Below are 17,939 nucleotides of genomic sequence, written 5' to 3'. Positions count from 1 at the left end.
ACCTATAAAACAAAAGATCAGTATAGAATTGCCTTATTTATACTATAGATACAAAAAGTTGATTATTGCACACAAAAATAAGCACACTAGTGGACATATCTAATATAGATAAGTATGATATATGTATATTCTCCCTACCTAACGGAAGGTCAGTCATGATAAACGACACAAAATCAATCTCAAGTGAATTCAAAGGCGTAGGCACACGAAAAGTTGGAACACTTAAGCCAGCTATAAATGCAATACCAAAAGAATGTTTTGAACGATCAAACCTTAAAGGTTCATTGATTGTCATACGAGCTTTAGTTCTATGGTTAGTATCTTTAGTAATCCTATTTTCTAGTGATAATATCTTTATACTTTTGCCAAGTCTTGTTTTCAGCTCATTTACACTTGCTGGAATGTTCGTCGTTGGTCATGATTGTGCTCACAACTCTCTTTTGAACTCAAAAAAAGCTAATAAAATTATTGGACGGCTACTCTTTTTGCCAGAACTGCACTCTTATGAAGCTTGGCTATTAGGTCACAACAGAATTCACCATGGTCACACTGTGCGTGAACAAATGGATTTTGTATGGATGCCTTCAACAATAGAAGAATATTCACAAATGAATAAGTATAAGAAATTTCAGCATCGCATTGAATGGAGTTTTTTAGGATCAGGTTTTTATTATATTAGAAACGTCTGGTGGAATAAAATGATTTCGTTCACTCCCCCAGAAAGATATAAATTACGCATTCAAAAAGATGTTCGTCTTGTTGGAATTTTTGGTACGATTTCCGTATTCACACTTATAACATATGGATTTTTCCACTATGGGTCAATATTAGGAGCAATTTGGATGCTAACTAAAATTATCGCAATTCCGTGGTTTGGATTTATGTCAATTATTGGATGGACTGTTTATGTACAACATATTGCACCAGATATTAAATGGTGGCCAAGAAGTGAATGGGATAGCTTTAAAGGACAAGTTGAAGGAACCACGATACTTAAATGTCAGCCACTGGTTAATTGGTTATTTTTTCATAACATTTTTGTTCATGTACCTCACCATGTTGATATGAGAATACCTTGTTATCATTTACCACAAGCAGGTGATGCTTTAGTTGAATTATACCCAGACATAAAATCGAGAAAACTTAAATTTAACGATTATTTCTCTACAACTTCTAAATGTAAGCTTTATGATTTCGAGAATCACACTTGGCATAATTATGATGGAAAAATAACTGGTTAAATTTAAATAGAAATGATTTCAAACAACGAATACTATGAGCTAACTATTGAACACCGCAATCAACATAAGTGTGGCGGATATCCTTTCGAAAATGGACAATTTTTAACTGATATAGTTCAAGAGTTAAGATCAGAAAATATTTTAGAGATAGGCACATCAATTGGGTATTCGACAAATTGTTTTGCACGAGCTTTTGACACTGTAAAAATAACAACAATAGACAAAGATAAAACACATTGTGAACTAGCTACAAAAAACTTTAAAGAAAACAATGTTATCGATCAGGTAGAGATCCTATTTGGTGTTTCAGGAAAAATAATAAAAGATTTAAAAATTGATAACAAGAAATACGATATCATTTTTTTCGACGGGTTCAGCCCAAACCCTGATGAAGTGGATGATTATATTGAACTTCTGAATAATTCAGGGTTATTAATTACAACAAATTTAGAATTACCGAGCAAGATATATCGAGTGGATGAATATTTAGATAAAATACTCAAACTTGGATCAACAACTATACGTTTTGGAGACATTGCGTTCTCATCTAAGGATAAAACAAAGTTGGAAATCTGCAAAAAACTCTGGGGAAGCACTTAATACCCATTAAACAAATAGTGCTCCTATTATTCTGTTATAAAGCCACCACGTTGATGCTCCCAAAGAGAAGAATATATACCATTATTGCCTACTAATTCGACATGAGTGCCTTGTTCTGCAATTTTTCCACCGTCAAGAACAACTATACGATTCATATTTAGCAATGTACTCAATCGGTGTGCAACTACAATTGTGGTTCTTGACGACATTAAATTAGCGAATGCTTCTTGCACAAAATATTCAGATTCTGAATCCAGAGCTGATGTAGCTTCATCTAAAATTAAAATAGGAGCATTTTTTAGCATGGCGCGAGCTATAGCAATTCTTTGGCGTTGACCACCAGACAAATTTACACCTCGCTCACCAACAATTGAATTCAAGCCCAAGGGTAAATCATCAATGAATTCTTTACAGTGCGAACGTATGAGCACTTGATTTATCAGATCATTACTAACTTGCTCACAACTATAGGTAATATTTTCGAATACAGTTCTGTGAAATAGCATTGGTTCTTGAGCAACGTAAGAAATATTTCTTCTTAATGATTCTTGAGTAATACCGTAAATACTTTTACCATCTATCAGAATATCGCCTGAGATTGGATCGATAAAACGCATAATTAATTTAACTAATGTAGATTTCCCTGCACCAGATTTTCCTACAAATCCAACACGCTCACCTTTTGATATAACAATATTTAATTCATCAAAAACATCGTTATTAGCATTCGGATATTTAAAAGTAATATCTTTTAGAACTATCTCACCATTAATAATACCGATGTCATGAGCATTAGATTTATCTGCAACTGCAATTTTCTCTTGCAATATTGGCACCATGGGAGCAGCTTCACCAAAAGCAACAGTTAGCTCATATATGGCATCACCCATACTCCAAAGGCCTTCAGTGAATGCAAGTGTCAAAGTTGTAGCTAAAAATATATTCGTCGCACCACTAACATTACCAATTGCTAAAATCACAGCAAATAATATGCTTAGTATTCTTAAAGATCGATTTATAGAATTGATTATTAGAGCATCAACAATAAGTACCCTTTTAGCAAACTTCTTATTAAGTAATACCCATTTGTCTCCTAAAGAACTCACATTGCTTTGTTCAATATCTTCATTTGATTCAGCCTTGACTGCTGCAATATTACTTATACCATCTGCAATTGCACCGTATAGTTTCGACGAGGCATCAGATGCATCGGCGCTCAATGCCATTTGATGAGGTAAAAAGTTTAAATATAGAGTTAAATATATAGCTCCAATAATTACCATAGCTAAAAAATAAATAGGCATTATAGGGATAAGAATTATACCTGTTCCAATAAAAACAACAATATTAGATAAAATAGGAAAAACGAATATTCCGCTAGTCCTACCAAAACAGTCAGAACATTTAGAAATCAGATTTATAGTAACACCAACAAATTTAGATTGATGGAAATAAGCTGGTTGCTCTAAAAGGCGATTATATATTTCCTTAATTAATGCCCTGCGCGAAATGGCATCAAATCTCTCCTCTAGGTATGTAGCAATTCTTCTTGCAATTAAAGCAATCAGCTCAAGAATAGCCAATAAAATAATTAGTTTTACATAAGGATCAATTGTTTCTATTTCTTTACGTTTTGAAATATCTTTTAAAATTTTAGCAATTATAAAAAGATAAGCCAATTGTTGCATTGCAATAGCAAAAATTTGTAATACTACCGCTGTCCAAAAAAATGAGCGTTTTTCTTTAGAATTCTCTAAAAAAAGTTTAAATATAAATGCCCTTTGGGCTTTTGATGCAACTTCTAATTTTCTTTTATCAACATTATTCGATCTACTCATTAATCTAGTTTAAACGAATGCAAAGATATCTTCCATATATTAAAACAGAGAATCAGTTTTCTCAATAAGACTTGCTCCTTCTAAGTATGACTTATTTACCAATGTTGACACTGTATATGCTTCAATATTTTTGTCACTTGATCTTTGAATTATTGAGAGTAGATCATCTTGGCTTGCTTCTGGTTTAAGCCAATTTAGAGCAGAATCAACATCAATAAAAGCTGGTCTCCTATGATGAATTTCACGCATTTTAGAATCTGCTTCTATAGTGATAATAGCACTTGAGTTGGTTTGTAGCTCATATAGTCCAGCTAAAAACATAGGCGAAGAATTAGAATTATGAATGAAATATGGATATTTTTTCATAGTTGTCCCTGCATATCCAGACTGTTTCCACTCATAATATCCATCTGCTAATACAATACATCTTGATTTCTTAAAAGCTTCGCGAAAAGTAGGTTTAGTAGTCATAGTTTCTCCACGAGCATTAAAACATTTAGCACCGAAAGAATCATCTTTTGCCCAATGAGGGACCAACCCCCATTTAAACATATTGATCTCTAGACCTTCTTCATCTCGCGAATTAGTTATAGCAAAAATGTTTGCACCAGGAGCAACATTATAACGAGGGATGAAACTGTTTTTAAAAGCATTCTTTATAGATATATCGCCTAACGCTCCAGTTGATTGCAGATAGTCAATAAAGTCAGCAGGCGTAGACGACATAACCAAGCGACCACACATAGCTATCTACTCAAATCTATGAATATAGACATTATTAACCAAGCCAATAGATAAAAACATTAACAGAATCGACGAACCACCATAGCTAATAAATGGCAAAGGTATACCAGTAATAGGCATAATCCCCATTGTCATACCAATATTTTCAAATATATGAAAAACAAACATAGACACGACCCCTATACAAATAAAAGTACCAGCCGAATCTGGAGCAGCACGTGAGATACGCCAAATCCGCCAAGCTACTATCCCAAATAGGGAGATTACACTGACAGATCCGACGAAACCTAGTTCCTCGCCTATTGCAGTAAAAATAAAATCGGTATGTTGTTCTGGGACATAATTTAATTTTGTCTGATCACCTTGAAATATTCCTTGTCCCAAAAATCCACCATTACCGATAGCGGTTTTAGACTGATCAAGATTATAGGCTGACCCTTGTGATTCACGAGATGCATTGGCACCACTCCCTTGGTCCAAGAAAACAGTAAGTCGATTAATTTGGTATTGTTTAAGAACGCCTAATTGTAATACACCGACAACACCAATAAAACCTATAAAAGCCATCAGTACTAAGAATCTACCCCTTGTGCCAGCGACACATAACATACCAATAAGCACGACTACCATTACCATTGCTGTACCTAAGTCAGGTTGCATTAAAACTAAGCCCACAGGAAGAAGACCTACAATCATTGTTTTTATCAGCGCACTAAAATGAAATTGTTCATGTTGAGAAATATAACTACCCAATGCAATAATTAGAAAGAATTTAGAGAACTCGCTGGGTTGAAGTTGGAAACCGCCAGGTAAAGCGAACCAGCCTTGAGTTCCATTAGAAGATGAACCTATGCCTGGTACTAACACTAACCCTAAAGCTCCAATAATTGCTATATATAATAAAGGAGACATGTCTCTTAATTTTCGATAGTCGAATAACATAACAAGAACCATCAAGATTGATCCAAGAATCACAAATGCTACTTGGCGTTCTAAATAATATGTAGAATCTAGACCTTGACTAAGTGCTCTAGCTTTCGAAGCAGAATATACCATCACGCAACCCAAAATCGATAAGGCTCCGACAGATCCTAATAATAATAGATCTACATATTTCCATTCTTTAGAAATCATTTGTTTTTTTGCTTTAGCAAAAGATCCAACTATTGTTGACATTATCTTGATCCTCCAGCATCAACAGTTACATAACCAGTATTGCTTATTGGTAATGCGTATGCTCCTTCTAATGTTCTTCTAACAATAGGAGCAGCGGTTGACGCACCAAATCCTGCTTGTTCTACAATGCTAACGCAAACGAACGTAGGGTTATCCACTGGCGAAAAACCTACAAATAATGAGGTATCTTGTTTACCTTGGACTTCAGCTGTACCAGTTTTACCACCAACAGATATGGTGTTTGGCCAACCCAGAAATGCTTGGTGCGCAGTACCCTTTTCATTATTAACCGCTCCAAAAAATCCTTGTTTGATAGATTCTACATAAGTAGGATTTAAATCTATAGTTCCATTTTTTACTGAGGCAAGAAAGGTGGATTTATAATTACCATTCTTATCAAACTTTCGGATCTCCTGAACAAGTTGTGGTTGATATAACTTTCCATCATTTAAAAAAGCGCCGTAAGCTGTTGCAAGTTGAATTGGTGTAGCTAAATTATCTCCTTGACCAATGGCTGCAAAAACATTTTCACCTGGCAACCATTCTGCATAAGGGAATGCAGCAGGATTTTCTTTATGAACTTTAGCTTTCCACTCTTGATCTGCAATACGTCCAATAGATTCGTTACCAATAGTGATACCTGTCTTTTTTCCAAATCCAAATTCTCTAGCAGTATCTTGAATGGCATCACCTTTAGGGTCCTTTTTATATTGCATGGACCATAATTTAGAACCGATATTATAAAAATATGTATCTGATGAAACGGTGATTGCTGTAGGTAGATTTATTGTGCCATTGGATTCTTTTCCAGCATTATAAAATGTTACATCAGAAACTTTTAATGACCCTGTATCATCAAATGAAGATGTTGGTGTAATAATTCCAGACTTTAAACCCGCTAAAGCTGAAATGAGTTTAAATGTAGAACCTGGTGCATACTGGCCTTGTGTTGCCCAATTATTTAGTGGTAGCCCACTGTCCGGTGCGGTTAATTCTTGATATGCCTGTGTAGAAATACCACCTACGAATGCAGATGGATCATATGTTGGATAGCTTGCCATAGCTTTAACTTTTCCAGTATTAGGATCTATTAAAGTTACTGAACCACTAGGTGCTTTAAATGTTTCAAATTTATCTTTAGTATTTTTATCTTGTACTTTTCTAGTCAGATCAATTTGATCTGCCAAAGATTGTTCTGCATTTTTTTGTATATCGACATCTAACGATAAGATTATGTCATCACCAGGAATTGGAGGAGTATAAGAAACCGTTTTTAATACGGAACCATTTTTATCTACTTGCACTTTTGATTTAGCAGGTGTCCCTCTAAGTTCTTTTTCATATGCTAATTCAATTCCAGATTTACCTATAATTTCACCCAGCTGGTATCCATTTTTTCTTTTACCTAATTCAACATCATTTATTTCTCCTACATAGCCAATCACATGAGGCGCAACATTTCCTTGAGGATAGCGTCTTATAGGAAGAGGCACTGCATCAACACCAGTAAATTCTTCTTGATGTTCTTTAATATATTGTATTTTGTCAATATCAACGTCATATGCAACTGGAACTGGTTTGTATTGAGAAATTCTTTGATCTGCTATGCGTTTTTCAATATCTTTACGATCCACATTTAAAACAATTGATAATTTCTCTATTACTTTTGCTCTAGTTTTTTTGTCTTTAAGTTCTAAACGCTCGACAACTATTGATCGTGAGATTCGGTTGTCAACTAAAACAACACCATTTACATCTAGAATCCGTCCCCTTGGTGCTTCGCTTTGAACTGTTCTATATTGATTTTTTGATGCAACTTGTTTGTATTCATCACCATTGGCTATCTGTAAATACCAAAGCCTCGATACTAAAGTCAAAAATATTGCGATTATTACAACACCTACAATACCTATTCTTTTATCTCTAATCTGATCAGTCATTTATATAATCAACCTACCTATTTTTCCAAGCAGGAGCACCAATAAAGTTTTTTGTAATAGCAAAAATAAATGGGGATGCAATAACATTCAATAGTGAGCTTACAACAATCAAGTACGCACTATGTAAACTAAATAACTCTTCAAAGCCAACCATTATTGAAAATAAGACATACAAAGTATTACCTGTAAAAGAGATAATAAATGTTAATAATGGGATAGCTAAAGGTGTTGGTCTCATCATTCCGGTTTGTGCAACTCCAACAATAATTGCACATATCAACATAGACAATGCACTAATTCCAATTGGTGTCGAATAAAAGAAATCGCTTCCCAAACCTGCAAAGAAACCAAAGACCATCCCAGTATTTGCACCACAATAATATGCAACAGCGGCTGTAGCAACATATCCAAATGTCGGCGATGAGTCGAAAACCTTCCAAGAAGAAAATACCGTTGTTTCTAATAATAAACCTAATACCACGAGAATACCTATAGAAAGCCATCTAAAAAATGGTGAACGATCGGTGTTTATATCTGCAGCTAAAGGATCAATAGAAAAATTCTTTCTAGCTCTGCCTATTCGACTTTCATTTGAGGAATTTGTCATTAAATCTAGGCGTGACATATCATCATTTTCTTGAATCTGATGTATGAAGAACGGAGACAACGCTTACTTGAGATAAATCAACTATCGGAGTAACTACAATTTTATTAGCAAGACCACTAGGATCTTTTCCAACAGATTTAACTGTACCTACAGGCAAATTAACAGGAAAACGTCCACCTTGCAAACCACTTGTAACTAACAAATCGCCTTTTTTAATGTCAGCATCTGGATCAACAAAATTAAGATCTAGTTCATTATTGGATGCATGTCCTTGAAAAATTCCAACAATAGATGATCGAGAATCTCTAACACCCACACCTGAAGAAGCATCTCCTAAAAGAAGCACTGTAGATCTAGAAGATGATGTTTCAATGATACGTCCGACTAACCCGTTACCTTCAATAACAGCATCACCAACTACTATGCCATCATTTTTTCCTTTATCAATTTGTATTGTTAATTCGAAATTTGAAGGAGCACCAGTTACGACGCGAGCGGTTGTTTTATCTGCACGAACAATTGAATTTAATTTCAATAATTTAGTTAATTTTTCATTCTCACTAACTGCGGCAACATATTGTTGATTTTTAGTTTTTTCTTCTGAAAGATCTTTTTTCAATTTTCTATTCTCGTCTTTTAGATCAGACGCATTGGTGATTCCATCAAAAAAATCTCCAATAGGGGTAGTAATTACTCCTACTCCTTTTTGCAAAGGAGAAAAAATTTCTCTCATAGTTGAACGGACGAAATTAAGAGGCTGAGATCCGGTGACGTCTACAGCGATTAGAGTTAGTGCAGTTATGCACAAAAGCAATACGAGCCTTTTTTTCAATGCCATTTATAAGTATACCTTCATATATAAACACTAATTTTACAGTATTAATAAGATCGATACGACTTGGACGATTAATGTAAGTTAGACGAAATTAATACAGACTTGAGTACATCAAACTCTTCGAGACATTGTCCAGAGCCCACAACGACACTAAAAAGTGGGTTTTTAGCAATTATTATGGGCATTCCGGTTTCATCGGCTAGTCGCCTATCTAAACCATGTAATAATGCACCACCGCCAGTGATTACTATGCCTTTTTCCATGATATCTGCTGCTAATTCCGGCGGTGTCTTGTCTAGAGTTACTTTCAATGCATCAACAATAGCGCTAACCGGTTCCTCTATAGCTTCTCTAATTTCTACAGTCGAGCAAACAATAGTTTTTGGAAGCCCAGTTACTAAATCACGACCGCGAATTTCAGCATACTGTTCTTCGTCAAGTGGATAGGCACTAGCTAATCGCATTTTTATTTCTTCAGAAGTACGTTCACCAATAGCTAAAGAATACTCTTTTTTAATATAGGTAATAATTGCTTCATCTAATTCATCGCCACCCACACGTACTGATTCGCTAGAAACAATTCCGCCTAATGAAATAACAGCAACTTCAGTTGTACCGCCGCCTATATCAACAATCATATTTCCTGTAGGCTCATGAACAGGAAGTCCTGCACCAATTGCTGCAGCCATCGGCTCTTCAATTATGTATGCAGGCTTTCTTGCTCCAGCATATTCTGCAGCTTCTTGAACAGCACGTTGTTCAACACCTGTAATTCCACTTGGTACACAAATTACCATTCTTGGTTTTGCCCAACGACGCTGGTGAACTCGCTGAATAAAGTAGCGAAGCATCTTTTCACAAACATCAAAATCGGCAATCACACCATCTTTTAGTGGACGTATAGCTTGAATATGTCCTGGTGTTCTACCAATCATTCTTTTTGCTTCAGAACCAACTGCTAAAGGTCTGCCATCTCGAGTATTTATTGCAACAACACTTGGCTCGTTTAGCACTACTCCACGACCACGAACGTAAACAAGTGTATTTGCCGTGCCTAAATCAACAGCCATGTCTCGACCGACGATAGTAGATAGAATAGATTCAGACAATTTAAGAACTCCTTTAACCTACAAGATTAGGCTAAATAGTGAGTATTCGTCCAAACGAGAACTGTTTTGCCTATATAGTCAAGATCTATTTGAAGAAAATGCCTATTTCGCGTTCAGCAGATTCAGGCGAGTCTGATCCATGAATTAGATTTTCTGAAAATTCTATACCAAGATCACCTCTAATTGTTCCTGGTTCTGCTCCTGCTGGATCTGTTGTTCCTATGAGTGTACGCATAACTTTTTGAGCTTCTCGTCCCTCAACTTGAAGTATAACAACGGGACCACTCGCCATAAAGTCAACCATTCCTTCAAAAAATGGTTTCCCTTTATGTTCAACATAGTGTTCTTCAAGAGTTTCGTGATCTAATACCCGCATTTCCATTTTCGTTATGCTTAGGTTTTTTCGTTCTATACGAGTGATAATTTCACCTGTCAATTTACGCTTAACTGCATCTGGTTTTAATATTAAAAAAGTTTTATCTGTCATAGTATTTATCCTAGAGGAAAGACTCTTTAGCTCACACACCGAGCGAGTGATATGTAGATTTTAACTTGCAAAAAGCTTCTCACCAAGAAATGAGTCTTTTTCTATTCCTGGCAAAACAAAATAGAATCCTCCACCGTTTGGCTGAATATATTCTTCTAACAATTCTCCATTCAAACGTTTTTGAACTGCCAAGAAACCGTCATTAAGACTTTTTTGAAAACTAATAAATAGCAACCCTTGATCTAGATGCCCAGCACTATCGAAACCTCTAGAATAATTATAACCGCGACGTAAAATTATATTTTTCTCTGTTTCTTTTGTCCTAGGATTAGCAAGACGTATATGCGCATCAACTGAAATTTGATTACTATGTGGATTCTTGTGAAATACTGGTATATCATCTTCATTTTTTTTACCTATTGGTGCGCCAGTATGTTTATGTCTACCCATTATTACTTCTTGTTCATCAAGGCTTGTTCTATCCCAGTGCTCGACGAACATTCTTATCGATCTTACGGCCATATAGCTTCCACCAGCAGCCCATGTGGGCTCATCACTTGAGTCGTCTACCCATACCAAATTATTCATTGTTTTTGAGTCTTTAGGGTTTGGATTCGAAGTACCGTCTTTAAATCCGAGCAAATTCCTTGTACTAGTTTTACCAGATTCAAGAGTATTTGGTTGAACAAAACCTTGTTCTAACCATTTTAACACTAATGAATTTCTTGTCTTTCTCATTACTATTCTCAGAGCACGTAGACATGTTTCACTATGCTGTGCACATATTTGTATTACAAGATCACCATTAATTCTTTTTTTATCTAAACGATCATTCGGAAAGTTCTGCATTTCTATTAATTCTTTAGGTTTTTTTTCACTAATACCAAAACGGTCGTCAAATATTGATGCACCGACACCAAGCGTTATTGTAAGCTCGTCAACATCAGGAGATTCACCATTAACTAAATTATCGATAGGTGGATACTTTCTATCAACTTCTTCAATATTTTTACCTTGAGTTAGAGCTTCAATTTCTAAAGATAGGATTTTAAATATATCTTGTAGCGACTGTTTTCCAGTTGTTACAATATCGAATGAACACACAATTGCAGAGGCAGGCGCATCGTTGAGGATACCACTCTGATTTTTTCCATAAAACGGAATTATCTTATTTGAGAGCTTGTCAACTCCTATAGATTCACCATGGGCGCTTTCAATATTTACACCTATAGCAGCACCAGCAACACCAGCTCCTGCCACAGCTGCAATTGTTCCTATAAATTTTCTGCGCGAAAAATCTTTCGAGTTTTTATTATCTTTTGACAATTACTTTAGCCCTAAAACGCCTGGTAATTCTGCAAGCAATTCACTTGCAGAAGCAACATCTGCTTTGAATTGGTTTTTATCTTGTTCAGTTAACATTTTATAATTCTGGTATGTTCCATCAGTATTTCGATACTTATTTAGACGGTCAACGATTTTAGTATTTAATTCATCATACCTCTTAGCTAAATCTGATTTTACATCTAGCAGTGCTGGCCTCAAAAAGTCTACTATTGCTTTGCTGCCTTCAATATTTGCATTGAAATCGAATAAATCTGTTCCACTATACCGATCTTCTTCTCCTGTAATTTTTCCATTAGCAATTTCCTCCATTAAAATTTGAGGACCTTTAGCCATATCGAATGGATCAATATCTAACGCTTTTATTTCTATTGTTAGAGCCAATATGTCCCCATCTAATTTATCTGCTATTTGTGATATCCCATCAGTAGTATTTAATTCAAATATGCTATATTCAATTCGGTGGAACCCTGTAAATTCTGGGTCTGTTTCACTCAAGAAATCATCTACTCTTGAATCTATGACACCATCATATTTAGCAAATAATTCTGCAATAGGTTCAATTCTTTCCCATGGCTCTCGCGATGGTCCAAATGCTTGTTTTGCTGCTTCTATTTCGCCAGCACGTACTGCATCAGTTAAAGCTTTAACGCTGGTTTCTAGCAGAACTGTCTGCGCGATAACATAATCTTTATATTGAGCAGTTGCTTTTATAATATCTTCACTAGCTTTTGAATCTGTTGCGTTACTATTTTTCTCTACAGTTAATGTTGCTCTCTTGGCCTGTTTTCGACCACAGTAAATAACATATTCACCTTCGTCTAATTTAACTGTGAATTTTTTTGCAACACCAGAAATAATGTTTTCTGCTTCACCTTTAATTCGATCACCATCAAGTATTTCGAGTTCTCCGACATCACTGCCCTCATTCTTTGCGGTTACCTCAATTGAACCTGAAAGCGCAACATATTTATCTTGTGTGCAACCTTTGTCCGCATCAAAGCCTATCGAAATCGTATTTGAACCCGACGAGGTCTTTGTATCTGAGCATCCAACTAGAAATATAGACAATATTAAAATTGAAACGACAACTATCTTTTTCATTTTTTCCTTATTTAGTGACTTGTAAAACTTTTTCGGTTTTTAATTTTTGAATTTTAGAATTTGATGGTTTGAATGTATAAAATGCAAACAATGTGACAATAAGCACTGCGAAGAATACAAGTACTTCAGCTACAGCTGGTGAATCGCTATATCCAAAAAATGAGCCAAATATTGCTCCAAAAATTGAATTGTTTGGCAATACACTATGTATGTCATACGCCGATTGTTGCAAGGATGAAATAACGCCAGCCTCTGCAAATTTTCTAGTAGAAGTAGCAGCCAACCCAGAGGCAAATATGATTATTGCAATAGAGGTGAAGTGGAAAAATTTAGCAATGTTAATTTTTGATGATCTTTTGTAAATTAGAACACCAATTATTATTGCAACTATAAGACCTAATGCCGCTCCGAGAAAACTGAGGATGCTAGCTGATTCAGTTGCTGCAAATAAGAACAGTACGCTTTCGACACCTTCACGAAGTACAGCAAAGAATGCCATAGATATCAAAATCTTAGTTTGTGCACTATCGTCACTTTTCATTACTACTGAAAGCTTTTCCTCTAATTCACCTTTAATTTTACGTCCTGCTTTACGCATCCAAAATACCATCCAAATTAAAACACAAACCGCTGCTATTCCTATATAACCCTCAATAAGCTCTTGGTCGCGTTGCGGGAATTCCCTTTGTGCAAAATGAAAAAATGTACCCACTCCAACACAAATAACTGCCGCTAAAGCAATCCCTATATATAGGTATTTAAATAAATCCTGACGATTCATTTTCGCTAAAAATATTGCAATGATTGCAATGATTAGAGCAGCTTCAAGACCTTCGCGGAGCATTATTAAGAATGTTGCAAGCATATTTCACCTTCTGATTAGATATATCGAAAGTTAGGTTAGCCTAACATCGGGATAATAGTCAAACTCAGGAAAGAATAAAATCCCTTATTTCACCAACAACATACAAACTACCAGTAACTATTATATGATCATCATCGAAAGCAATACTTTGTGCAAATTCAATAGCTTCTATAGGAGAATTTTTCATAGAGATATTTTCTAATCCCATAGATTTGCCAATCTCTACTATTTCCCCAGGTTCCATCGCCTTTTCCGAATCAGCTGCACATGCTATAATTATATCCTCGTCTTCAATACCTAAAGAATCGATCATTGCATTTGCATCTTTTTCTTTTGTTAAACCTATGACAAATATCCTTCTAGGGGCAACAAATTCTTCGCTTAACGCAGAAGCCAATGCTTGCGCTCCAGGAACATTGTGAGCACCATCTAACATAATTAAAGGTTGACGAGAGATAATTTCCATACGGCCCGGAGAAGTAGCTTTATCAAATCCTTCACGAATGATTTCATCACCAAAACAATCATCGACAAAGCTTTCACAAGCAACTAGTGCAAGTAATGCATTTTCACCTTGATGAAAACCAAGCAGAGGCAAAAAAACATCTTCATAATAACCATAAGGTGTTTGCATTGTAAGTAATCGTCCACCAACTGCTTGATCATTTTTCAATAGTTTAAAATCTTCATCCACAACATAAATACGACAATTTTTTTCTAATGCAATACTTTTGAGCAACGAGACTAGTTCTTCGTCTTTTTCTCCAATAACTACTGTTGTATTTTCTTTGATAATCCCACTTTTTTCTAAAGCAATATCGTGAACATTATCACCTAGATATGCCATATGATCTAAACCAACATTAGTAATTACGCTAACTTTACTCTCACAAATATTAGTTGCATCATAAAGACCTCCCATACCAACTTCAATTATCCCCACGTCACTAGCTTGTGAATCCATTTCATAAAATCCAGCAGCAACCATGATTTCAAAATATGATGGAGAATCGGCACTTATAACATCGATCTCGGACTCTAATTTTTTGATTACATTTAATGAATTTTCAAGCTCAAAATCCGAAATAGGCTCAGAATTAATTGAAACACGTTCATTTAATTTTCCTAAATGAGGAGACGAAAGTAGTCCTGTTGAGAAACCTTTTATAGACATCAAAGATTCGGTAATTCTACAAGTGGATGTTTTGCCATTTGTTCCAGTTATATGAATTGCATCTATACCAAGCTGTGGATCGCCTAGATATTTACATAGCAATTTCATACGCTCTAGAGTAGGACGCGACGCTCTGCGAGATAACCCACTTGGGTTATCTTTCTCCATATTAGGTCGATTTTCAAGCCATTGTTCTAATTCTGGATCAATCATTTTTAAGACCTATCTGAAAACTGAATTCATTTGATTCAGACCAATTAATTGCATCAGCTTTAGATACATCTTTTAGATCTGGCTCTATCATATCCTTGAAACTGATATTACCTGGAACATCATTAATATTAAAAAATGCCAATTCCGTTTTTAAAGATACCTTCTGTGTAGTTTTAAACCCGCGTGGATGGACAGATAGTTCACTTAAATATCGATAAACAGATTTTAATTCATCTATTTCGATTTGATTATTATCTAAGTCTAAACTAAATCTAATAATTTCATCTTGAGATGGCCAGCTCTGTATATGTATTGACTCTCCACTTATCCACGAATATATCTCTTCGCTGGTAAAAGGAGTTATTGGTGCGAGTAGTTTCGTATATACATTTAAAGCTATTTTTAGTGTTGCACCTGCTTGTAGCGCTAAATCTTTACCCTGTGAGCCATAAGCACGCGACTTAACAATCTCGACATAGTTATCACAGAAATCCCAAAAACTAGCTTCGGTTACTTCTAATGAGCGAGCGTAATCTAAATCTTCAAATGAGTTCGTTGCACGTGTAACCATATCATTTAATGAAAGCAAAAATGATTGATCTACTTTATTTGTAATTTCAACTTCATCTAAATATTCAGAATCAACACCGATCTCATTAAGAATAGTAAGAACAAATTTAGAAGCATTCAACATTTTTGTTACTAATCGACGACCATTTTTCATCACACCAACATCCACAGCAGTATCAACACCAGGTCTTCCATTACAAGCCCAATATCGCACTGCGTCGGAGCCGTATTCTTGTAACATCGCCATTGGTGTAACTACATTGCCTTTCGATTTAGACATTTTCTTTCTATCTGGATCTAATACCCATCCGGATAAAATCGTATTTTTAAATGGAATGGTGCCTTCTTCAAAATATGAACGTACAACCGTCGAAAACAACCAAGTCCGAATAATCTCATGTGCCTGTGGACGCAAATCCATTGGAAAAATTCTTCTAAATAGGTCATCATCTATAGACCAAAGTCCAGCAATTTGAGGTGTCAGCGATGAAGTAGCCCAAGTATCCATAACATCAGGATCTCCTGTAAAACCACCAGGAATACCACGTTGAGATTCGCTATAACCATTAGGTACATCGCTAGAAGGATCAATGGGTAATTGTTCAAGCAATGGCTTTAAAATATTGTTAAAATCAATATCACCATCAGCATCTATAGCGTACCAAAGAGGTATCGGAACGCCAAAGTAACGTTGACGAGAAACTAGCCAATCCCCATTTAGACCATCAATCCAGTTTTGATAACGAGACTCCATAAATTCTGGATGCCATTTTATTTCAGATCCAAGTTTTTTTAATTCAACTTTTAGATCATCATCTCTGCCTCCATTTTTAAAATACCACTGACGAGACGAAACAATTTCTAATGGGCGATCACCTTTTTCAAAAAATTTAACAGGATGCATTATCTCGCGAGGATCCTCTAAAATATCACCTGATTCTTCAAGCATGACCGCCATCTCATTACGGGCTTGATTCATAAATTTACCAATAATGCGAGCAAAATTTTTATCAGCGTTTTCTGGATCTATAGAACCAAACTTTGCTAGTCCACCTTCAATATCAAGCACTCGGCCATCGCGACCGATAATGCAATGAACAGGGAGATCAAGTTCTCTCCACCAAATAACATCGGTAATATCGCCCCAAGTAGAAACCATAGCTGCACCTGAACCTTTTTTGGGGTCAGCCAAATGATGTGGAAAAATCTCAAGCGGAATACTAAAAATAGGGGTAAGTACTTTTCTCCCAATAAGATGCTTTAGATTTTCATCTTCTGGATTTACAACTATAGCGACATCGGCTGCAATAAGTTCAGGACGAGTTGTTTCGATAGTTAGATATTCTTCTGATGCCTTGTTAGTGGCTTCATCTAGAAAGTGAAATTTTAGTTTAAAAAATTTACCACCTTTTTCACGGTCTTCAATTTCCGCTTGGGCAACAGCAGTTTTAAAATCAACATCCCACATTGTAGGAGCATCACTTAAATATGCCGCACCTCTATTGACCATCTGGAGAAAACCGTTTTGAGAAATCTGTTGAGACACAGTACCTATAGTGGTATAAGTCATAGACCAATCAATGCTAAGCCCCATATGGCGCCACAATTCTTCGAACTTTTCTTCATCTTCTCCAACTAGCAATGAGCAAAGTTCAACAAAGTTTCTCCTTGAGATTGCTTGTGGTGGATCAAATGGCTCTTGTGGTGGATCAAAATTTTCATCATAGGCAATACTTGGATCACAAGTAACACCAAAATAATTTTGGACACGGCGTTCTGTTGGTAAACCGTTATCATCCCAACCCATAGGATAAAAAACATGTTTTCCAGACATTCTTTTATAGCGCGCAATTGCATCGGTGTGAGTATATGAAAATACGTGACCAATATGAAGTGAGCCACTTACAGTTGGCGGAGGTGTATCAATCGAAAAGATTTCGTCGCGGGCACGGGTACGATCAAATTTATAAATCTGTTTCTTGTCCCAAACAATAGACCATTTATCTTCAAGTCCATCTGGATTAACTTTGTCTGGTACTTTAAAACTCATGGAGATATATTCTAGGCTAAAGTCAAATATTCACCCCAAATC

The 17,939-nt window shown here is 35.7% G+C and carries 15 protein-coding genes; 2 read left to right on the top strand and 13 right to left on the bottom strand.

The annotated features are described in order from the left end of the window. Nucleotides 1–155 precede the first annotated feature (155 nt). Together KBF89_02690 and KBF89_02685 are read left to right on the top strand one after the other, a co-directional pair. On the top strand, nt 156–1,241 hold the full coding sequence (locus tag KBF89_02690) for a fatty acid desaturase (GenBank protein ID MBP9115229.1): 1,086 nt from the start codon (nt 156–158) through the stop codon (nt 1,239–1,241). Between the two features lie 12 nt (nt 1,242–1,253). Continuing rightward, on the top strand, nt 1,254–1,841 hold the full coding sequence (locus KBF89_02685; GenBank protein ID MBP9115228.1) for a class I SAM-dependent methyltransferase: 588 nt from the start codon (nt 1,254–1,256) through the stop codon (nt 1,839–1,841). A 26-nt stretch (nt 1,842–1,867) separates the two neighbouring features. Here KBF89_02685 and KBF89_02680 read toward each other — a convergent pair whose 3' ends face one another. From KBF89_02680 to valS, 13 genes are all read right to left on the bottom strand, one after another. After that, entirely contained in the window at nt 1,868–3,679 is a 1,812-nt protein-coding gene (locus tag KBF89_02680) for an ABC transporter ATP-binding protein (protein ID MBP9115227.1), read from the bottom strand. 39 nt (nt 3,680–3,718) lie between these two features. After that, nucleotides 3,719–4,405 carry an SOS response-associated peptidase gene (locus tag KBF89_02675; GenBank protein ID MBP9115226.1) on the bottom strand — a complete coding sequence of 229 codons (687 nt, stop codon included), beginning with the start codon at nt 4,403–4,405 and terminating at the stop codon, nt 3,719–3,721. Between the two features lie 24 nt (nt 4,406–4,429). Next, on the bottom strand, nt 4,430–5,599 hold the full coding sequence (gene rodA / locus KBF89_02670) for a rod shape-determining protein RodA (protein ID MBP9115225.1): 1,170 nt from the start codon (nt 5,597–5,599) through the stop codon (nt 4,430–4,432). Beyond that, entirely contained in the window at nt 5,599–7,539 is a 1,941-nt protein-coding gene (gene mrdA / locus KBF89_02665) for a penicillin-binding protein 2 (GenBank protein MBP9115224.1), read from the bottom strand. Before mrdA ends, rodA begins: the two co-directional genes overlap by 1 nt. A 13-nt stretch (nt 7,540–7,552) precedes the next feature. After that, nucleotides 7,553–8,164, bottom strand: coding sequence for a rod shape-determining protein MreD (gene mreD, locus KBF89_02660; protein MBP9115223.1), 612 nt, complete (start codon nt 8,162–8,164; stop codon nt 7,553–7,555). 4 nt (nt 8,165–8,168) lie between these two features. Beyond that, a complete protein-coding gene (mreC, locus tag KBF89_02655) occupies nt 8,169–8,984 on the bottom strand; it encodes a rod shape-determining protein MreC (protein MBP9115222.1) in 816 nt (271 codons plus the stop codon). A 68-nt stretch (nt 8,985–9,052) separates the two neighbouring features. Continuing rightward, a complete protein-coding gene (locus KBF89_02650; GenBank protein ID MBP9115221.1) occupies nt 9,053–10,051 on the bottom strand; it encodes a rod shape-determining protein in 999 nt (332 codons plus the stop codon). A gap of 124 nt (nt 10,052–10,175) precedes the next feature. Beyond that, nucleotides 10,176–10,577, bottom strand: a complete 402-nt coding sequence (ndk, locus tag KBF89_02645) for a nucleoside-diphosphate kinase (protein ID MBP9115220.1) — start codon at nt 10,575–10,577, stop codon at nt 10,176–10,178. Between the two features lie 60 nt (nt 10,578–10,637). Next, nucleotides 10,638–11,903 carry a deferrochelatase/peroxidase EfeB gene (efeB, locus tag KBF89_02640; protein MBP9115219.1) on the bottom strand — a complete coding sequence of 422 codons (1,266 nt, stop codon included), beginning with the start codon at nt 11,901–11,903 and terminating at the stop codon, nt 10,638–10,640. Then, nucleotides 11,904–13,025, bottom strand: coding sequence for an iron uptake system protein EfeO (gene efeO, locus KBF89_02635; GenBank protein MBP9115218.1), 1,122 nt, complete (start codon nt 13,023–13,025; stop codon nt 11,904–11,906). 7 nt (nt 13,026–13,032) lie between these two features. After that, on the bottom strand, nt 13,033–13,890 hold the full coding sequence (locus KBF89_02630) for an FTR1 family protein (GenBank protein ID MBP9115217.1): 858 nt from the start codon (nt 13,888–13,890) through the stop codon (nt 13,033–13,035). 64 nt (nt 13,891–13,954) lie between these two features. Then, on the bottom strand, nt 13,955–15,277 hold the full coding sequence (locus tag KBF89_02625; GenBank protein MBP9115216.1) for a bifunctional folylpolyglutamate synthase/dihydrofolate synthase: 1,323 nt from the start codon (nt 15,275–15,277) through the stop codon (nt 13,955–13,957). Continuing rightward, a complete protein-coding gene (valS, locus tag KBF89_02620) occupies nt 15,270–17,897 on the bottom strand; it encodes a valine--tRNA ligase (GenBank protein ID MBP9115215.1) in 2,628 nt (875 codons plus the stop codon). Before valS ends, KBF89_02625 begins: the two co-directional genes overlap by 8 nt. Between the last annotated feature and the right edge of the window lie 42 nt (nt 17,898–17,939).

The organism is Acidimicrobiia bacterium (assembly GCA_018057765.1).
GTDB lineage: Bacteria > Actinomycetota > Acidimicrobiia > IMCC26256 > JAGPDB01 > JAGPDB01.
This window is presented reverse-complemented; position numbering and strand designations above follow the sequence as displayed.

Excerpts from the sequence above, each read along its gene's own strand:
- KBF89_02690 (MBP9115229.1), top strand. The coding sequence starts at position 156 with ATGATAAACGACACAAAATCAATCTCAAGTGAATTCAAAGGCGTAGGC.
- KBF89_02685 (MBP9115228.1), top strand. The coding sequence starts at position 1,254 with ATGATTTCAAACAACGAATACTATGAGCTAACTATTGAACACCGCAAT.
- KBF89_02680 (MBP9115227.1), bottom strand. The coding sequence starts at position 3,679 with ATGAGTAGATCGAATAATGTTGATAAAAGAAAATTAGAAGTTGCATCA.
- KBF89_02675 (MBP9115226.1), bottom strand. The coding sequence starts at position 4,405 with ATGTCGTCTACGCCTGCTGACTTTATTGACTATCTGCAATCAACTGGA.
- rodA (MBP9115225.1), bottom strand. The coding sequence starts at position 5,599 with ATGTCAACAATAGTTGGATCTTTTGCTAAAGCAAAAAAACAAATGATT.
- mrdA (MBP9115224.1), bottom strand. The coding sequence starts at position 7,539 with ATGACTGATCAGATTAGAGATAAAAGAATAGGTATTGTAGGTGTTGTA.
- mreD (MBP9115223.1), bottom strand. The coding sequence starts at position 8,164 with ATGTCACGCCTAGATTTAATGACAAATTCCTCAAATGAAAGTCGAATA.
- mreC (MBP9115222.1), bottom strand. The coding sequence starts at position 8,984 with ATGGCATTGAAAAAAAGGCTCGTATTGCTTTTGTGCATAACTGCACTA.
- KBF89_02650 (MBP9115221.1), bottom strand. The coding sequence starts at position 10,051 with ATGGCTGTTGATTTAGGCACGGCAAATACACTTGTTTACGTTCGTGGT.
- ndk (MBP9115220.1), bottom strand. The coding sequence starts at position 10,577 with ATGACAGATAAAACTTTTTTAATATTAAAACCAGATGCAGTTAAGCGT.
- efeO (MBP9115218.1), bottom strand. The coding sequence starts at position 13,025 with ATGAAAAAGATAGTTGTCGTTTCAATTTTAATATTGTCTATATTTCTA.
- KBF89_02630 (MBP9115217.1), bottom strand. The coding sequence starts at position 13,890 with ATGCTTGCAACATTCTTAATAATGCTCCGCGAAGGTCTTGAAGCTGCT.
- KBF89_02625 (MBP9115216.1), bottom strand. The coding sequence starts at position 15,277 with ATGATTGATCCAGAATTAGAACAATGGCTTGAAAATCGACCTAATATG.
- valS (MBP9115215.1), bottom strand. The coding sequence starts at position 17,897 with ATGAGTTTTAAAGTACCAGACAAAGTTAATCCAGATGGACTTGAAGAT.